This window comes from Bacillus sp. DU-106 (genome assembly GCF_004799705.1).
GTDB lineage: Bacteria > Bacillota > Bacilli > Bacillales > Bacillaceae_G > Bacillus_A > Bacillus_A cereus.
Window position 1 is genome coordinate 1257582 of sequence record NZ_CP026607.1, and the last position, 17223, is coordinate 1274804.

Here is a 17223-nt window from a genome sequence, read left to right on the forward strand (position 1 = left end):
AAAAAAGATGGAAAAAAATTCATAGACTTTAAAATTACCTAATTTATCCTAAGAGAAGAAGGGAGCAAAAATAAGAGAAATATAGAGTATAAAAGGAATTTATAGTGTTTTTATACTTGGTTTTAAGAGGGGGTTTTTGGATAAAGTTACCTAAATAGAAAATGAAGAATCCTATTGTATCAATGGTTTGAACGTTTTTTTGAGGAATATAATGGATTGATTTTTACAAAACTGTAATGTTTCTGTTGTTCTTTTTTATAATAAAGTAACATATTTTTAATGTTGTAGCAGACAAAAAAGCGGCTATCTCTTTACATAGACGAAGGAGATAGCCGTTTTCCTATTATTACGTATGTTACGAGTTAGTTTCAATTGCTTCTAATAATAAATCCACAATGTGAATTCCTCTCATTTTATGAGAAAGCCCTTCTCGCTCAATACCCAATTTCATTTGTAATAAACAACCTGGATTTGCAGTAACAATGGTTGCTGCTTCTGTTTCATGCACACGGTCCATTTTGTAATCTAGAAATTCCATTGATAACTCTGAATGAACAATATTGTAAATACCAGCAGAGCCACAGCAGCGGTCGGCATCTTTCATTTCTCGATATGTTGCACCTTGGATAGCCTCTAGTAACATACGAGGTTCAGAAGATGTGCGCATAACATTGCGTAAATGACAAGAGTCTTGATACGTAATAACTTGCGGCGTGAGTCGTAAGTCAGTTCGCTTATGGAAGTCTAGTTCTACTAGTATAGCAGTAATATCTTTAATTTTAGAAACAAACTGCTTAGCACGTTCAGCCCAATCCGGATCATCTTTTAAAAGATAATCATAGTCTACGAGATAAGCCCCGCAACCACCTGCATTCGTAATAATATAGTCGATGTTTAAATCTTCGAATGCTTTTATATTTCGCTTTGCTAATTCTTTTGCTCCACTCTTTTCACCAGCATGTCCATGCAATGCACCGCAGCAACTTTGTGTTTTTGGAATAACGATATCACAACCAGCTAATTGAAGAAGTTTCATCGTTGCGTTATTTGTTTCTAAAAACATCGTATCCATTAAGCAGCCTGTGAAGAATGCAACTTGTTTTTTCTTTGTGCTTTCTGCAGGTAAAAATGAAGGACGATCTTTCATGGCTTTCATTTTAGGGACTTTTGGTAAAACGAGATCCATCGTTGCAAGCGTTTCAGGGAATAACTTCATAATCCCTGTTTTATGTGTTAGCGTTTGTAAACCAGAACGTTGATAAAATCCGATTAGTCCAGTTAATGTTCTCATTCGATTTTGATGGGGGAATAGTCCTTCAAAAACGACTTTTCGAACAGCTTTCACTGGCACTGAGAATTTTTTATTTTGATTAATAATATCACGAGCTTCTTCTAATAAATGTCCATAATTTACACCAGATGGACAAACAGGTTCACAAGCACGGCAACCAAGACAAACGTTTAATGTATGTTCAACATCTTCATCTGGTTCGATTAAACCATCAACGACTGCTTTCATTAATGCGATACGTCCGCGTGGTGAATGTGACTCTTTATATCCGGATTGAATGTAGGTAGGACAAGTAGGTAAACAAAAACCGCATCGCATACAGTTTAGTAATTCATCTTCACTTAATCGTTCTTTAAATTCTTTTTGAATATTTTCTTTATTTAATGTGGTCATTGCTCAACCACCACTCTTTTTCGAGTGTCTTTCGCGAACATTTTTCCAGGATTCATAATGTTATTTGGATCGAAAGCTTGCTTTATTCCTTGCATAGCTGCAATACCTTCTTTACCTAATTTCATTTCTAAATATGGAGCTTTCATTGCACCAACACCATGTTCACCAGTAATTGTGCCACCAAGTTCAATTGCTTTCGCAAATATTTCAGCAAAAGCTTGTTCAGCTCGGTGCATTTCTTCTGCATTACGAGCGTCTGTCATACAAGTTGGATGTAAATTACCATCACCAGCGTGTCCAAACGTACAAATAGGAATATTATATTTTTTTGCAATGGCATTAATAGCTTCAACCATCGGAGCGATTTGTGAACGTGGTACAGTCGCATCTTCTAATATTGTAGTAGGTTTTAATCGTGCGAGCGCTGATAGAGCACTACGGCGAGCGGTACGAAGCGCATCTGCTTCTGTTTCGTCTTTTGCAATACGAACATCAACTGCATTCATAGAGCGGCAAACATTAGCCATGTTTTCAATATCTCGATTGACTACTTCGGGAGGGCCGTCTTGTTCAATTAATAAAATTGCTTTTACATCTGTAGGTAAACCGATTTGCGCAAACTCTTCTACTACTTCAATTGTCGGTTGGTCTAAGAACTCCAGTGTTGCTGGAATGATTTTATTTGCAATAATAGAAGAAACAGCACGTGCAGCTTCATTAATATCTTCATATAGTGCAAGCATTGTTTTCTTTGTTTCAGGCATAGGAACAAGTTTTAATATAGCTTCTGTTACCACGCCAAGTGTTCCTTCAGAACCGATAAATAAACGAGTTAAATCGTAACCAGCTACATCTTTTGCTAATTTACCACCAGTGCGAATAATATCGCCATTTGGTAAGACAAGTTCAAGCCCCATTACATAATCACGTGTTACGCCGTATTTCAAACCGCGTAATCCACCTGAGTTTTCATTAATATTACCGCCGATTGTAGAAATTTTCATCGAGCTTGGATCTGGTGGATAAAATAAACCTTTTTCTTCTACTGCTTTAATAATATCAAGTGTAATGACACCAGCTTGTACAGTAATTGTTAAGTTTTCTTCATCAATTTCTAAAATATTGTTCATATGGCGGAAAATAAGGACGATACCGCCTTCAAGTGGACATGTTCCTGCGCAAAGATTTGTTCCAGACCCGCGCACATACACAGGAATTTTGTGAGTGTTACATACTTTTAATACTTCAGCTACTTCATTTGTATTACGAGGAGCAATGACTGCATCAGGCATTGCTTGGAAGTTTGGAGTGGCATCATAACTATAAGTTAAACACCCCATATTGGATGTATCTACATTATCTTCGCCAACAATAGATACGAATGAATGAATAATTTGTTTTTCTAACATTGGAAATCCCCCTCAAACTGTTAACGTGTTTAGTTATAATAAACAACGTGGTAACAGTGCTTTCATTATAATGATAAAAAAGTCGAGGGATTCTTTCTATGTATAATCATCTAAAGATTAATCTGTTTTATCGTTCTTTTTTGTATGATCATCTAATAGGAGGAGTGCGAAGTATAAAACGTTTAAGTCTTTGAATTGCTTTGGATCAAGTCCTGTATGTTCTTCAATCTTTTTTAGCCTGTAATGTAATGTGTTAATGTGTATATGTAATTGTTTAGCCGTCTGTTTATAAGATTGGTTATAATCGATAAATAAGCGCAAAGTATGTATAAGCTCAGGAAATGATAATAAGTTTTCGATGGTACGCTCTAGAAATTGTTCACGCGTTTCGGCAGAAATATCTTGTAAACACATTTCTAAACGTAAATCTTCATTAAATACAATTTTTTTCGTTTCCAATGATACAGAAAGAGCGCGTAATGCTTGTTCGTAACATATGTTCATATTGTTTGAGGTAACTGTTTGTCCAATCCCGATATATAAAGAAATAGAAAATAAAGTTTCGCAGTCTTGTTTTAACCGTTTTAAAAATTGATAAGTTTGCTCTTTTGAGCTCGTTGCTGTAAATAAAATAAAACGATCATTTCCCCAACGAACAAATAGATGCTCTTTTGTTAAAATATTACGTATGTGTTGCCATATTTTACGCTGGAGCATCGTGTCATTTTTGCCAATAGAAAACAAAATAAGTTGTTTTTTCTTATATAAATCAATGCCAAGTGTTTTGGCGCGATCAAGAAAACTCGGGGACCACTCTGTATTTTGAAGCCAATCAAAGACAAAAGCTTCATAAGAACGGTGCTCAAGTTCTAGTTGCTCTAAAAAGTAGTTTTCATGAATTAATAATTCGGTCATCTTACGCAATATTTCTCCGTAGCGTGAAATATTTTCAGGTTCTCCTGTAATCCCAATGACACCAATTACTTCATCATGAAATAATAAAGGAAGATTCATCCCAGCCTTTACACCTTGCAATCGCCTTTCATCTTCTTTTGTAATGATGACGGTTTTCTTTTGTTTGGCGCAGCGGAGTGCACCTTCATGAAATTGACCAATTCTTTCTGTATCTGTACTTGCGATAATAACGCCTTCTATATTAATGATAATAATATTTTCTGTAATTAGTCTGCGTACTTCTCGTACAATTTTATTCGCTAAATCAGGAAATAGCATAATTGACACACCTCAAATTCTATTTGTTGTACATTATATATGTAAATTGAGTAAGAAAGGGAAATTTCACACTTTCCACACATTTATTTGTTATTTTACAATTATAACGAAATCATCCGAAGATGGAGGGAATCTTTTGAGAAAGTATGTTTTTCTTCTCTGTTTTTTATTTCTACTAGTAGGGTGTCAAGGAAGTTCATATACACCAATTGCTAAAGATAAAAATGTTATTATAACTACGAATATAAAAGAAGGCAGCATTAGTTTTATTGATAAAAAAGATAAAAAGTTAATTACGACATGGGAACTAAATGAGCCAATGGCCGGAATCACACTGCTTCCAAATGGCGATGAAATACTTGTATACGGTAAGCAATTAGAATATATGTATGTATATTCACTAGCGGAAGGAAGGCAAGTGGGAAAATATAAAACTGGAAAGGGCATTGTAAATGTGGTGGTATCAGCAGATAAAAAACAATTATTTGCTGCTGATCAAAATGTTCAAAAGGTAAGGTTCTTTACGATAAATGGGAAAGAGACAGGAAGTGTTTCAACAGGAAAAGGGCCTATAACGATGGTAGAGTATCAGAATCGGTTATCTGTACTAAACTTTTATGATACGAAACTAACGACAATTGATACGAAGAAAAAAGAAGTTATTCAATCCTTTATGATTCCGCCAGCATCAACAGGAGCGACGATTAGTCCTGATGGGAAAGAAATATGGATTGGCGGACATGGTGATGGAAATCAAGTAAATGAGAAAGTGTTAGTGTATTCTTTACAGAGTGGAGAAATGGTGCGTTCTTTACACGCTCCATTTATGCCTGTGAATATAACGAAGGATAGTAAGTACGTATATGCACTCAGTCATGGATCGAATACACTTAGAAAGTTTGATATTAGCACATATAAAGAAATAGCTTCTGTAGAAGTAGGGTCGAATCCATTTGCATTTTTTGAGAGCGGAGCAGAAGGGTATGTAGCCAGTTATGATAGTGATGAAGTGTGCGTTATAGATATGAAGAATTTGAAAATAAAACAAACAATTAAAGTCGGAAAAGGACCGTTTCAACTCATAGAGAGGGAAGGGAAGGACAATGAATAAATATAGAGTGCTAGTTGTAGATGATGAAAGTGATATGAGACAGCTTGTTGGAATGTATTTGGATAACTTTGGATATGAGTGGGGAGAAGCTGAGAATGGAAAAGAGGCTCTTAAAAAACTAGAAACGGATCATTATGATTTCGTTGTATTAGATATAATGATGCCAGAAATGGATGGACTTTCAGTTTGTAAAGAAATTAGAAAAACGTCAGATGTGCCGATTATATTTTTAACGGCAAAAGGTGAAGAGTGGAATAGGGTGAACGGCTTACGTATGGGAGCAGATGACTATATTGTAAAACCGTTTAGTCCTGGTGAATTGGTTGCCCGTATGGAAGCTGTGCTAAGAAGATATACAAAGCAAGAACAGCAAGAAGAGATTCAATTTGGACCAATTCTTATCAATGAAAAAAGTAGACGAATAGAGGCGGGTGGTGAGCCGATTTCTCTTACTGTAAAAGAGTTTGATTTATTATATTTTCTTTGCCAACATACAGGACAAGTATTTAGCCGGGAGCAATTACTTGAAAAGGTATGGGGATATGATTATGCCGGAAGTACAAGAACGGTAGATACGCATGTGAAAACGATGCGCTTGAAGCTTGGAGAAAGTGGAAACTACATTCAAACTGTTTGGGGTGTAGGCTATAAATTTGAGGTGTAACGTATGTTTACGATGGTACAAAAACTTTGGCTTACAGTAGTATGTGCAGTATGTGTAACAGTGTCCTTTCTTTATTTCGTATCTTTATACTCGTATGAAAAATTATACGTTGATAATTTAAAAGCTTCGTTAGTAATGGAAGGAAAAAGTCTTGCTGCTCAATATGATAAGCGTGAAGGAATATCAACTTTTGAAGAGAAAGTAAGATCGTTTGATCAAATATCTAGTTCAGACGTTATTTTCGTGTCTAATCCGCGTGATTTAAGCGCATGTTTGCCTTTTGATGTGCATCATCATTCTCTTATAAGTGAAGGAGATAGGCAAACGCTATTAGACGGGAAAACTGTGACAAAAATAGGATATGAAGAACATTTTGACCGTAATATTATGGGGGTTGTCATCCCTGTATTGGAAAATAAAAAATTAGTCGGAATTGTCTATTCGTATATTCCTTTAAAAAGTATAAAAGATTTAATCTATGATATGGGTCTTATTTTAGCACCGTTAGCAATTGCTATGATTTTAATTACGATATGGGTTGGAAGGAAAATTATAATTGCAATTACGAAGCCACTTTCGCAAATGGAGCGGGTTGCAAATCATTTGGCTACGGGAGATTTTTCGGAGCGGATTACAGTTTCTTCAGAGGATGAAATTGGACGATTAGGAAAAGCATTTAATAAAATGGCAAATTCATTAGAAACAGAAGATGTAAAGCGTAAGGAATTTTTAGCAAATGTTTCGCATGAACTTAGAACACCACTTAGTTATATAAAAGGGTATAGCGAGGCTATTTTAGATGGTGTTGCAAAGGGACCGCAGCAGGAAAAAGTAACGCAGCTAATTCATAAAGAAGCAGGTCGTATGCAGCGTCTCGTTCATGACTTGTTAGACTTAGCACAATTAGAAGGTGAGCACTTTCCGTTAAAGAAGCAACCTATCGTTTTTTCACAGCTGATTGAAGACGTATTAGATACGTATGAGATTAAGTTTATAGAAAAGGAAATTCATATTTCAACCAATTTAAATCCAGAGGTCATTGTCATGATTGATGAGGATCGTATGCAACAAGTGCTTCATAATGTGTTAGATAATGCGATACGGTATACAAATCAAAAAGGAAATATCGTTATAACTTTAGAGCAAATCGATGATTACTGTGAATTAAAAATAAAAGATACAGGAATTGGTATTGATATAGAACATTTGGAGAATCTTGGAGAACGCTTTTACCGAGTTGATAAAGCGAGAAGTCGTCAACACGGTGGAACAGGTTTAGGCCTTGCTATTGTGAAACAAATTGTTCATATACATGGTGGACAGTGGAAAATTGAAAGTGAAAAAGATAAGGGAACAACGGTTATTATTAAACTGAATGTACAGGATGAGGGGAGCATGTTCTAATTTTTAGGACATGTTCTTTTTATTGAAGAAAATATTTATCCCGCTATTCGCCGGGCAGTAAGACACTCACCTCAAAATTCAACGGAAGCAAAGAAGTTAGGTGGAGGCCCTGCTGCCCGTAAAAGCCCGATTGGTGAGAGCTAATAATCAGTGGGCGATGAACAAAACCTCCACTGATTAAAGTTTCACTTTATACGTAAAAATATAAATTAATATGTAATAAATATCGAAAATTTGACTATTTTATGAACAAAACATTTGTACTTCTTATCAATTCGGTCTAAAATAGTTATGATGCAAAGTTCTTATAAATCGTTTCAATTGTTGTTTGGAAGATACTGAGGTGATTTAACTGGAGTACAAATCTATTAAACCGAAAAAAATTTACGAAGAAGTATCTGAAGCTATTTTAACAATGATTAAAAATGGTACGTTAAAACCTGGTGACAAACTACTCCCTGTGCATCAATTAGCTGAGCAGTTTCAAGTTGGCAGATCTGCTGTTCGTGAAGCGCTAAGTGCGCTAAGAGCGATGGGCTTAATTGAGATGAAACAAGGAGAAGGTACATATGTGAAGAACTTCGATTCTTCTTCATTAACGAAATCATTAAACAATAGATTATTAATGAAGAAAGAAGATATTTTGAATTTATTAGAAGTACGAAAGGTGCTTGAAGTGGGGGCAGTTCGAGTAGCGGCGGCAAAACGTACGGAAGATAACTTACAAAATATGAAACATTGGTTAGATGAAATGGCAAAGAGCATTGGAGATGAAAAGGCTGGCGAAAAAGCCGATTTTCAATTTCATATGGGAATTGCAGAGTCTTCGCATAATAACATTTTGCTTGAACTCATGAATCATGTTTCAGAGATGATTGCTGAAACAATTGGTGAATCAAGACGCATTATTTTATATGGTGAACAAACGACATCAGAACGACTTATAGAAGAGCATCAAGTTATATATGATGCGGTGTTAAAACAAGATGTAGAATTAGCGCAGCAAGCAATGCTAGATCATTTAACAAATGTAGAACATATTGTCACAGGTAAAAACGATATAAATTCGTAATTTAATCTTTTAAAAATTTAATTTTCTGATAAAATAGAGAAAGATTAAGTAAGCGTTTTCTTTAGAAGAGGGAGAGGATAGGCCATGGTTGAGCCTATTTCTTCTCTACTAAGTCATCTGATGACCATATGTTTTTTGGTGAAGTTGTAAAAAGGGGGAGTAATAGTTATGAAAGTTACTTTATTTGTTACTTGTTTAGTCGATATGTTTGAAACAAATGTCGGCAAAGCAACAGTTGAAGTGTTGGAGCGTTTAGGTTGTGAAATTGAATTTCCAGAAGCACAAGTTTGTTGTGGGCAGCCTGCTTATAATAGCGGCCATGTAGAAGCAGCAAAAGAAGCGATGAAACATATGATTGAAACTTTTGAAGATGCAGAATATATTGTTACGCCATCTGGTTCTTGTGCGACAATGTTTCATGAGTATCCGCATGTTTTCAAAGATGATCCAAAGTGGGCTAAACGTGCACAAAAAGTTGCTGATAAAACTTATGAATTTACACAGTTTATTGTAGATGTTTTAAAAGTTACAGATGTTGGTGCAAGTTTACCAGGGATAGCTACTATTCATAAATCATGTCATATGACGCGTATGCTTGGAGTAAAAGAAGCACCAGGAATTTTATTATCAAATGTAAAAGGATTAACTGTGAGAGATTTGCCAAACGTGCAAAATTGTTGCGGGTTTGGGGGAACGTTTTCAGTTAAGATGACTCCAATTTCTGAGCAAATGGTAGACGAAAAAGTAGATAGTGTCATGGAAACAGGTGCAGATTATTTAATCGGTGCAGATTGTGGGTGTTTGTTAAACATTGGCGGACGTATTGAGCGTTTAGGAAAAGAAGTAAAAGTAATGCATATTGCTGAGGTACTGAATAGTCGCTCATGAAGGGGGAACATAAGCTATGTCTATGAAAATCAGTGAGAAAAAATTTAATGATCGCGTTGGTGATGGAATTCAAGATTCGTTTATGCGCGGAGCAGTATCTTCTGCACAAACGCGTTTATATACGAATCGCTTAAAAGCTGCAGATGAATTAGGAAACTGGGAAGAGTGGCGTGAACTAGGTGAACAAATTCGTCAACATACGTTAGAAAATCTGGATTATTACTTAATGCAGTTAAGTGAAAATGTATCAAAAAGAGGCGGGCACGTGTACTTTGCGAAGACGAAAGAGGAAGCTGCAAAGTATATTCAAGACGTTGCCAAAAAGAAACAAGCGAAAAAAGTAGTAAAATCAAAGTCGATGGTAACAGAAGAAATTAGTATGAACCATGCGCTTGAAGAGATTGGCTGTGAAGTATTAGAGAGTGACTTAGGAGAGTATATCTTGCAAGTAGATAATGATCCACCTTCACATATTATTGCACCTGCACTTCATAAAAATAGAACGCAAATTCGCGATGTATTTAAAGAAAAGCTAGGCTATGAAAATTCTGATGACCCATATGAAATGACAAAGTTTGTTCGTAAACAACTTCGTGAGAAATTTATGGATGCAGAAATTGGTGTAACTGGTTGTAACTTTGCTGTTGCCAATACTGGATCTCTTTGTTTAGTAACGAATGAAGGTAATGCAGATCTTGTTATGTCAATTCCTAAAACACAAATTGCGGTAATGGGTATGGAACGTATGGTTCCGACAATGGAAGAATTAGATGTTTTAGTTGGTTTACTATGTCGTAGTGCAGTAGGTCAAAAATTAACAAGTTATGTAACAGTAGCAGGACCAATTCAAGAAGAGGAAGTTGATGGACCTGAAGAATTCCATTTAGTGGTTGTTGATAATGGTCGCTCTCAAATTCTTGGATCTGAATTCCGTTCCGTATTACAATGTATTCGTTGCGCTGCTTGTGTTAACGTATGTCCTGTATATCGTCACGTTGGTGGACATTCATATGGATCGATTTACTCAGGACCAATCGGTGCGGTATTAACACCGCTTCTAGGTGGATATGATGATTACAAAGAGCTTCCTTATGCATCTAGTTTATGCGGAGCATGTACAGAAGCTTGTCCAGTAAAAATTCCGTTGCATGATTTATTATTAAAGCATCGTCAAGTCATCGTTGAGCAAGAAGGTCGTGCACCACTTGCAGAAAAACTAGCGATGAAAATGTTTAGTATGGGTGCTTCTTCAGCTGCTTTATATAAAATGGGTTCAAAAATGGCACCAGCGGCAATGAGTCCATTTACATCTGGTAATCGTGTATCAAAAGGTGTTGGACCACTTAAAAACTGGACGGATATTCGTGAATTCCCAGCTCCAAGTAAAGAACGATTCCGTGATTGGTATAAAGATCATAAGAAAGGCGGGGATAAATAATGACAGGATTAATTCAAAACCGTGATGCCTTTCTAGATAACATTGCAAAAGAACTTGGGCGCGCACGTAAAACAGAAGGTGTAGAGCGTCCAGTATGGAAAAGTAATGTGAATATAGAAACGTTAAAAGATTATTCACAAGAAGAATTACTAGAAGTGTTTAAAAAGCAATGTACAAACATTCATACAACTGTAGTAGAAACGACAAATGACCGTTTAGGTGAAGACCTTCAAAAAGTAATCATGGAAAACGGCGGGGGACCTATTTTATTATCAGCAGATGATCGTTTTGATGCATATGGTTTAACATCTTTATTTAAAGAAGAACTTCCAAAGCGAGACGTTGAAGTAAACGTATGGGATCCAGAGAGAAAAGACGAAAATATGCGTTTAGCTGAAAAAGCGAATATTGGTATTGCATTTAGTGATTATACATTAGCCGAATCTGGTACAATTGTTGTACAAAGTCATAAAGGGCAGGGACGTTCTTTACACTTTTTACCGACTGTATATTTTGCTATTATTCCACGTGAAACACTTGTGCCTCGTATTACACAAGCAGTTCAGGATATGAACTCACGCGTAGAAAATGGGGAGACAGCGGCATCTTGTATTAACTTTATTACAGGGCCAAGTAACTCGGCTGACATTGAGATGAATCTTGTTGTCGGAGTACATGGACCATTAAAAGCAGTATATTTCATCGTATAAAAGAGGGGAAAGCAGGCCAGAAAATGGCCTGCTTTTTTAGTAGAATAAAGGATAATATGAAGTAGAAGTTCTCTCCTTTTTTTGCTATGTTTTTTGGGAAAGGAGAGGAAGGGATGTTCACTTATTTATATGCACTGTTAGCAGGGATGGTGTTTGGTTCTTTTTTTATGTTAGTTGCGGTGAGGGTTCCATTAGGTGCGTCTATTATTACCCCGCGTTCACATTGTTATTATTGCAAATATGTGCTAAGGCCAAAAGAACTAATCCCCATCATTTCATTTTATATACAAAGAGGCTGTTGTACGAATTGTAAGAGGAAAATTCCAATTATATATGTAGCATTTGAATGTATAACAGGAAGTATATTTCTTCTTACCTTGTATATGATTGGAATAGAACAAGAACTTATTATCATTTTATCCCTTTTTTCGCTACTTCTTATTATTTCAGTTACAGATTACTTATATATGTTAATTCCTGATTGTATTTTAATTTCGTTTGCGGTTTTACTCATTCTCGAAAGTGTTTTTGTACAATTAGTTACTTGGACAGATAGTATAGTTGGTAGTGGTGTTATATTCCTTTTGTTATATTGCATGCAAAAGATATATCCAGAAGGGCTTGGCGGAGGAGATATAAAACTACTTTCGTTACTTGGTTTTATAGTAGGAGTGAAGGGCGTTTTTATCGTTTTATTTTTAGCATCTTGTTTTAGTCTTTGTTTTTTCGGGATTGGTATCGGATTAAAACGTATAGAAGTACGAAAGCCAATTCCATTTGGTCCTTTTATTAGTCTTGGGGCAATGTGCTATGTATTAGCTGTTTATTCAAATTAGAGAGGGAATCGAAAATGAACGTATATATGGATGATCAAAGAAGTTGCCCGTTCGGGTATGTGTCCGCAACTACAGTAGAATGTGCCTTGCAAATGGTTCGGGATTATGATGTGAATATTCTTTCCCTTGATTATAATATGGGCTGGGGAGCAAAAAATGGACTAGATTTTGTAGAAGCTTTTTGTACAGAGGGATTATATGTAAATGAAATTCACCTTCATACGAATGATGTCATCGGTATGCACAAGATGAAACAGAGAATGGATAAGGGAAAGGAAGAAGGAGAAATTAATCCTCACCTTGTTGTTAAATACGTGGGAAGCTAAAAACTCCAAAGTAAAACTTTGGAGTTTTTAATGTTTCATATGTGCTTGTAAAGGAATAATCTCTTCTTGTTGAGCTACTGCGATTTCAGTTTCTTCCTGTTGAACTTCAGGTGTTTTCTTTGTTAAGTAGTGGTATACCATACCGACAAATACTGATCCGCCAATAATGTTACCGATTGTAACAGGAATTAAGTTATGAATAGCACCTGAAAAAGAAATTGTCTCAGGGTGCGGTGAAACTAAAGATAAAGCAAAGAGTGATAAGTTTGCAATACTATGTTCGTAACCAGATAAGAAGAATGTGAAAACAAGTAGCATCATGACTATTATTTTTGCTGTGTCACCTTTAACCTGAGAAGGTAAGAAACAAGCAAGACATACGAGCCAGTTACATAAAATGGCTTTAAAGAATAACTGCATTGTAGGTGTGTTCATCTTTCCTTCAACGACTTTATTCATTAAGTGACCGTGATCAATTGCTTCAAAAATTCCAGTTGCGTAAAATAGTAAGGCAAAGAATAACGCGCCGGCTAAGTTACCTGCATAACAAGCAACCCAGTTACGTAGTGTATCAGAAATCGTTGTTTCTTTTCTTAAAGTTGCTACAGTAAAGTACATTGTGTTCCCAGTAAACAATTCAGCACCGCCATATATAATAAGTACGAGAGCAATCCCGAAAAACATAGAAGCAGCTAAATAAGTTGCTGGTGAATCTGCAATGTGAAAAAAGTTACCTAATTTAAAACATAGTACAATAATAAAACCGATATAAATACCCGCAAGTGCAGCACGAATGAAATATTGCATTGGGTTTGTATCTAGTATTTTCTTTTTGCTTTTAGCCAGTTTGACAACATAATCTAGTCCTTGTTCTAGCATGAGTAATACGCTCCTTTAGTAAATCTTCTATAAATACTCCTTATATGAATAAAGTACATGGAATTGTTCTCACTTTCAATAAGTTTGTGCAATGTTTCACAAAAAGGACATACATACATTAAGAAAACGTTTACAAAAGGTAGTATAATGTAATTTTTTCTGGACATTGAGAGGAAGAAAGAAAAAAGAAAAAGCGCTGTAATTACAGCGCTTTTTCGTCTAAATTCTTTTCTACTTTTACTTCTACTTCTTTTGAGAAGAACCAACCACCAACTGCGATTCCGACTAATACAATCCAGAATGTAAGCTTCCACGGAGTGGATTCTGGGAATGAATGTGGAATTACATTTAATGCAGGGTGTGCTAATGTATAAACTGCTAGCTTCACACCAACCCAACCTACAATTAAGAATGCTGCGGTTTCAAGTCCTGGTTTACGTTTTAAGATTTGTACGAAAGCAGTTGCTGCAAATCGCATAATGATTAATCCGATAAGTCCACCTACAAAGATAACAGCGAATTGCCCAGTATCAAGACTACCAATTGTACCTAATCCTGTTTTTGGTAAAGTCATTGCTAGTGCAACAGCAGCTAAAATTGAATCAACTGCGAAGGCGATATCAGCAACCTCAACTTTAAATACAGTCCACCAAAAGTTCTCTTGTTTTTTCTTTGCTTCTTTTTCTTCTGTTTCTTCATCTGTATTCTTTTTAACATATGTTTTAAATAAGTGATTACCAGCGATAAACATAAGGTAGATGGCACCGATTGCTTGCACTTGCCATACATCGACTAAGAACGAAATCATAAATAACGATCCAAATCGGAAAACAAATGCCCCCGCTAATCCATAAAATAGTGCTTTCTTTCGTTTTTCTTCTGGTAAATGTTTTACCATAATTGCAAGAACAAGAGCGTTATCAGCCGCTAAAATCCCTTCAAGTGCAATTAGGATGAGTAATACCCAACCATACTCCAATAATAATGATACATCCATGTACATTCTCCTCTCATTTCTATAAGTTCTAAATAAGTGAAGAATTTCCCCACTATTTAGTTTCCCCATACTCCTGCCTATTAACTTTGGAAAAATCTGGAAGTGAATGCAAAAAAGACCTCTGCCGTTAATAGGCAAAGGTCTTGCTAGACATATGTAATAAAAAATGCCAACAAAGCCGGAAGAACTAAGTTCTACGTAATGACGACTTTGTTTCCAAGAAATATTCTTGGACGCTACTCCCCTTTGGAGATATGTTATTGTATTCTCATTATATGGATAATTTATACGGTTGTCAACCTGTTAAAATATCTTCATTCGGATATTTTATTTTCAGGTTCTTTTTACGAGCAAATGAAAAAGCCAATGTTAAAGGACCCATTTTCCCGAAAAACATCATAAAGATAATAATAGCTTTTCCGATTATAGTTAAGTGGGGTGTTAAATTCATACTGAGGCCAACAGTCCCAAATGCTGAAAATACTTCGAAAGCACTCATCAATAGAGGAACTCGCTCAGTAATACTCAAAATTAAAATAGCAAAAAAGATAAATGAAATGGAAATAATAGTAATGGTTAATGATTTGACAATGAGAGTATCTTTAATGGATTTTTTAAATACGACAATATCCTCTTGTTCTTGTAAAAATTTAAATACGCCAAAAAATATGATTAAAAATGTTGTTAACTTAATCCCACCACCAGTTGAAGCGCTACCAGCACCAATAAACATAAGGAGCATCATTAATAGGAGAGAAGGTTTTGACAATGTAGAAATATCAACAGTATTAAACCCGGCAGTTCGCGTTGAAATTGCTTGAAAATAAGAGGCCAATCCTTCTTCAAATGGGGTAAAACCTCTCATAGAAAGGGAGTTATGGAACTCGAATATAAAAATAAAAAGGGTAGCAATAATGTTGACGATTAGAGTAGAAGAGAGCATAAGTTTTGAATGTAGTGTAAGGTTTTTAAAGTTTTTCTTTCTTTTTATGTCTACGATTACTGTAAAACCAATTCCCCCTAAGATGATGAGAGAGGAAATGACGAGATTGACAAGAATGCTATGAGAATGGGACATTAAATTATCGCTCCACACAGAAAAGCCAGCATTGTTAAAGGCTGAGATTGAATGGAAAAAACTATAATAGATCCCTTTCATAACCCCATATTTTGGTACCCATTCAAAAGAAAGAATTATAGTAGCGATACATTCGACTGTAAAAGAGAATAAAAATAATGCTTTGGCAAGACGGATGATGCCGCCGATATTCGTTTGATTTAATGCTTGTTGCAGTAAAATTCGATTTTGAAGACCGATTTTTCTTCCGAGCATAATCGCAATTAAGACAGCAAAGCTCATAATGCCAAGCCCGCCAACTTGTATAAGCGTTAAAATGACACATTGTCCAAACAAAGTAAATACTTTTCCAGTATCTACAACACCAAGTCCAGTAACAGTACAAGCGGAAACGGTTGTAAATAAGGCATCGAGCCATGAAATGGAAGTTGTCGTAGCAATGGGTAGTTTTAATAAACATGTGCCGACAACTGATAATACAAGAAAAGACAAAGTAAGAACGCGGGGAGGGCTCATGCTAATATTAATCCGTTTCATTTTACAGATCGCTCCTTTCGTTTTGATTAGTATGTGAAAAAGCACCATTATGTATGTTGAAAATAGAAAGAGGCAGAGAATATCTGCCTCTAAGCCATATGTTATATTATTATCCACGTAATTGTTGTTGAGCTAAAGCAACAAGACGTTTTGTTACTTCACCGCCAACTGAACCGTTAGAACGAGATGCTGTATTAGATCCTAAGCTTACACCAAATTCTTGTGCAATTTCATATTTAAATTGTTCAAGTGCTTGTTCTGCACCTGGAACTAATAATTTGTTTGTTTTTACCATGTTGATACACATCCTTATGAGTAGTCCAGTTCAGCTAAGTTCTTATCTAAACTGGTAACGTTATTTTATGTGGAAACGACGTACTCATACGCGGAAGTAATCGGTGCGATTAGAAGTTCTTGGATAGAAAAAAGAGTAGCAAATTTGCTACTCTTTTTTTAGTATTGTCGCTGTTCCTTCCACGACAATATCATCTGATTGATTATATATGTTTGTTTGCAGCGTAATGATTTTTTTATCATCACGCTTCTTAATAACCTCTGCCACAACGCGAAGTGTATCACCGATTTTGACAGGGGCACGGAATGAAACATTTTGGGATAAATAAATCGTATTTTTGCCTGGGAGTTTCGTTCCAAGGATGGTAGAAATAAAACTCGAAACGAGCATACCGTGAGCAATACGTTCTTTAAACATTGTCGTTTTTGCAAAAGAATCTAAAATGTGAATAGGATTCACATCCCCAGTCAATTTTGCAAAATTGATAACATCTTCATCTGTAATTGTTTTTGTAAGGGATGCTTGATCACCGACTTGAATCTCATCATAGCGAAGCTCCGGAACAGTTTGTGCTTCTTGAAATGGATTCATTTTGTCCTCCTTCTTTTCCATATCGAAAAATGTTAGCCATCTTGATGTAGTAGGAGGAAGAAAGAGTTTTG

The 17223-nt window shown here is 35.7% G+C and carries 17 protein-coding genes; 9 read left to right on the forward strand and 8 right to left on the reverse strand.

Features of this window, described 5'->3' with window-relative positions; genetic code table 11:
• Nucleotides 1–355: 355 nt before the first annotated feature.
• The 3 genes from C3Y97_RS06490 to C3Y97_RS06500 form a co-directional block, all read right to left on the reverse strand.
• Nucleotides 356–1684: a (Fe-S)-binding protein gene (locus C3Y97_RS06490; protein ID WP_000209620.1), complete on the reverse strand. Its 1329-nt coding sequence runs from the start codon at nucleotides 1682–1684 to the stop codon at nucleotides 356–358.
• On the reverse strand, nucleotides 1681–3093 hold the full coding sequence (glcD, locus tag C3Y97_RS06495) for a glycolate oxidase subunit GlcD (protein WP_136363206.1): 1413 nt from the start codon (nucleotides 3091–3093) through the stop codon (nucleotides 1681–1683). The genes C3Y97_RS06490 and glcD overlap by 4 nt, the downstream gene beginning before the upstream one ends.
• A 117-nt stretch (nucleotides 3094–3210) precedes the next feature.
• Nucleotides 3211–4326 (reverse strand): CdaR family transcriptional regulator, encoded by a 1116-nt coding sequence (locus tag C3Y97_RS06500; protein WP_000898641.1) that lies wholly within the window; start codon nucleotides 4324–4326, stop codon nucleotides 3211–3213.
• Nucleotides 4327–4462: 136 nt separating this feature from the next.
• Between C3Y97_RS06500 and C3Y97_RS06505 the strand changes: the two genes are divergently transcribed.
• The 9 genes from C3Y97_RS06505 to C3Y97_RS06545 all read left to right on the forward strand — a co-directional run bounded on the left by C3Y97_RS06505 (nucleotide 4463) and on the right by C3Y97_RS06545 (nucleotide 12775).
• Nucleotides 4463–5437, forward strand: a complete 975-nt coding sequence (locus C3Y97_RS06505) for a YncE family protein (RefSeq protein WP_001234154.1) — start codon at nucleotides 4463–4465, stop codon at nucleotides 5435–5437.
• Nucleotides 5430–6101: a response regulator transcription factor gene (locus C3Y97_RS06510; RefSeq protein ID WP_001046398.1), complete on the forward strand. Its 672-nt coding sequence runs from the start codon at nucleotides 5430–5432 to the stop codon at nucleotides 6099–6101. Before C3Y97_RS06505 ends, C3Y97_RS06510 begins: the two co-directional genes overlap by 8 nt.
• A gap of 3 nt (nucleotides 6102–6104) precedes the next feature.
• Entirely contained in the window at nucleotides 6105–7505 is a 1401-nt protein-coding gene (locus C3Y97_RS06515) for a sensor histidine kinase (protein ID WP_000494796.1), read from the forward strand.
• 382 nt (nucleotides 7506–7887) lie between these two features.
• Nucleotides 7888–8577: a FadR/GntR family transcriptional regulator gene (locus C3Y97_RS06520; RefSeq protein ID WP_254904515.1), complete on the forward strand. Its 690-nt coding sequence runs from the start codon at nucleotides 7888–7890 to the stop codon at nucleotides 8575–8577.
• Nucleotides 8578–8745: 168 nt separating this feature from the next.
• Nucleotides 8746–9465, forward strand: a complete 720-nt coding sequence (locus C3Y97_RS06525) for a (Fe-S)-binding protein (protein WP_000869148.1) — start codon at nucleotides 8746–8748, stop codon at nucleotides 9463–9465.
• Between the two features lie 16 nt (nucleotides 9466–9481).
• Complete coding sequence (locus C3Y97_RS06530; RefSeq protein WP_000061930.1) at nucleotides 9482–10903, forward strand: LutB/LldF family L-lactate oxidation iron-sulfur protein; 1422 nt, start codon at nucleotides 9482–9484, stop codon at nucleotides 10901–10903.
• Nucleotides 10903–11613, forward strand: coding sequence for a LutC/YkgG family protein (locus C3Y97_RS06535; protein ID WP_000147187.1), 711 nt, complete (start codon nucleotides 10903–10905; stop codon nucleotides 11611–11613). The genes C3Y97_RS06530 and C3Y97_RS06535 overlap by 1 nt, the downstream gene beginning before the upstream one ends.
• Before the next feature lie 113 nt (nucleotides 11614–11726).
• Complete coding sequence (locus C3Y97_RS06540; RefSeq protein ID WP_136363208.1) at nucleotides 11727–12449, forward strand: prepilin peptidase; 723 nt, start codon at nucleotides 11727–11729, stop codon at nucleotides 12447–12449.
• A 14-nt stretch (nucleotides 12450–12463) separates the two neighbouring features.
• A complete protein-coding gene (locus tag C3Y97_RS06545; protein WP_001103770.1) occupies nucleotides 12464–12775 on the forward strand; it encodes a cyclic-phosphate processing receiver domain-containing protein in 312 nt (103 codons plus the stop codon).
• Nucleotides 12776–12802: 27 nt separating this feature from the next.
• On the opposite strand, the gene C3Y97_RS06550 is transcribed toward C3Y97_RS06545, so the two are convergent.
• The 5 genes from C3Y97_RS06550 to C3Y97_RS06570 all read right to left on the reverse strand — a co-directional run bounded on the left by C3Y97_RS06550 (nucleotide 12803) and on the right by C3Y97_RS06570 (nucleotide 17152).
• Nucleotides 12803–13654, reverse strand: coding sequence for a formate/nitrite transporter family protein (locus tag C3Y97_RS06550; RefSeq protein WP_000893025.1), 852 nt, complete (start codon nucleotides 13652–13654; stop codon nucleotides 12803–12805).
• A 202-nt stretch (nucleotides 13655–13856) separates the two neighbouring features.
• Nucleotides 13857–14651: a TerC family protein gene (locus tag C3Y97_RS06555; RefSeq protein WP_000383314.1), complete on the reverse strand. Its 795-nt coding sequence runs from the start codon at nucleotides 14649–14651 to the stop codon at nucleotides 13857–13859.
• A 295-nt stretch (nucleotides 14652–14946) separates the two neighbouring features.
• Entirely contained in the window at nucleotides 14947–16266 is a 1320-nt protein-coding gene (locus tag C3Y97_RS06560; protein WP_000822360.1) for a TrkH family potassium uptake protein, read from the reverse strand.
• A 109-nt stretch (nucleotides 16267–16375) separates the two neighbouring features.
• Complete coding sequence (locus C3Y97_RS06565; RefSeq protein ID WP_000241212.1) at nucleotides 16376–16561, reverse strand: alpha/beta-type small acid-soluble spore protein; 186 nt, start codon at nucleotides 16559–16561, stop codon at nucleotides 16376–16378.
• A 147-nt stretch (nucleotides 16562–16708) separates the two neighbouring features.
• Entirely contained in the window at nucleotides 16709–17152 is a 444-nt protein-coding gene (locus tag C3Y97_RS06570) for a MaoC family dehydratase (protein ID WP_001067916.1), read from the reverse strand.
• Between the last annotated feature and the right edge of the window lie 71 nt (nucleotides 17153–17223).